The following is a 270-nucleotide window of genomic DNA, read 5'->3' on the forward strand; positions in this document are numbered from 1 at the left end:
AGACGCGAAGGTGGAGCATTTGGCAGAGCCAACAGAAAAAATAATTCCTTCTATTGGCTCAGTATTATAAAGTCGTAATGTGGGCTAAGTACGTTCGTAGCGAACAATAAACGCGGGCCACACGGCCTGCTTAGTTATATCGTGATGGATCATCTCGGCACGCCGCAGGAAGTGTTAAGTGAGAGAGGTGATCTGGTCTGGGCGACGGAGTACCGGGTCGTGTCCCAGGCAGTGGTGTAGCTGAGGGGTGGTCATCGGCGGTTGCCGGGT

The 270-nt window shown here is 53.0% G+C and carries 1 protein-coding gene; it reads left to right on the forward strand.

Annotated features, from left to right (window positions below; translation table 11 throughout):
• Positions 1–144 precede the first annotated feature (144 nt).
• Positions 145–240: an RHS domain-containing protein gene (locus tag CVH10_RS20770; RefSeq protein WP_369335923.1), complete on the forward strand. Its 96-nt coding sequence runs from the start codon at positions 145–147 to the stop codon at positions 238–240.
• The last annotated feature ends 30 nt before the right edge of the window (positions 241–270 follow it).

The sequence above is a fragment of the Halomonas sp. ND22Bw genome (assembly GCF_003011945.1).
Classification (GTDB): Bacteria; Pseudomonadota; Gammaproteobacteria; order Pseudomonadales; family Halomonadaceae; genus Halomonas; species Halomonas halophila.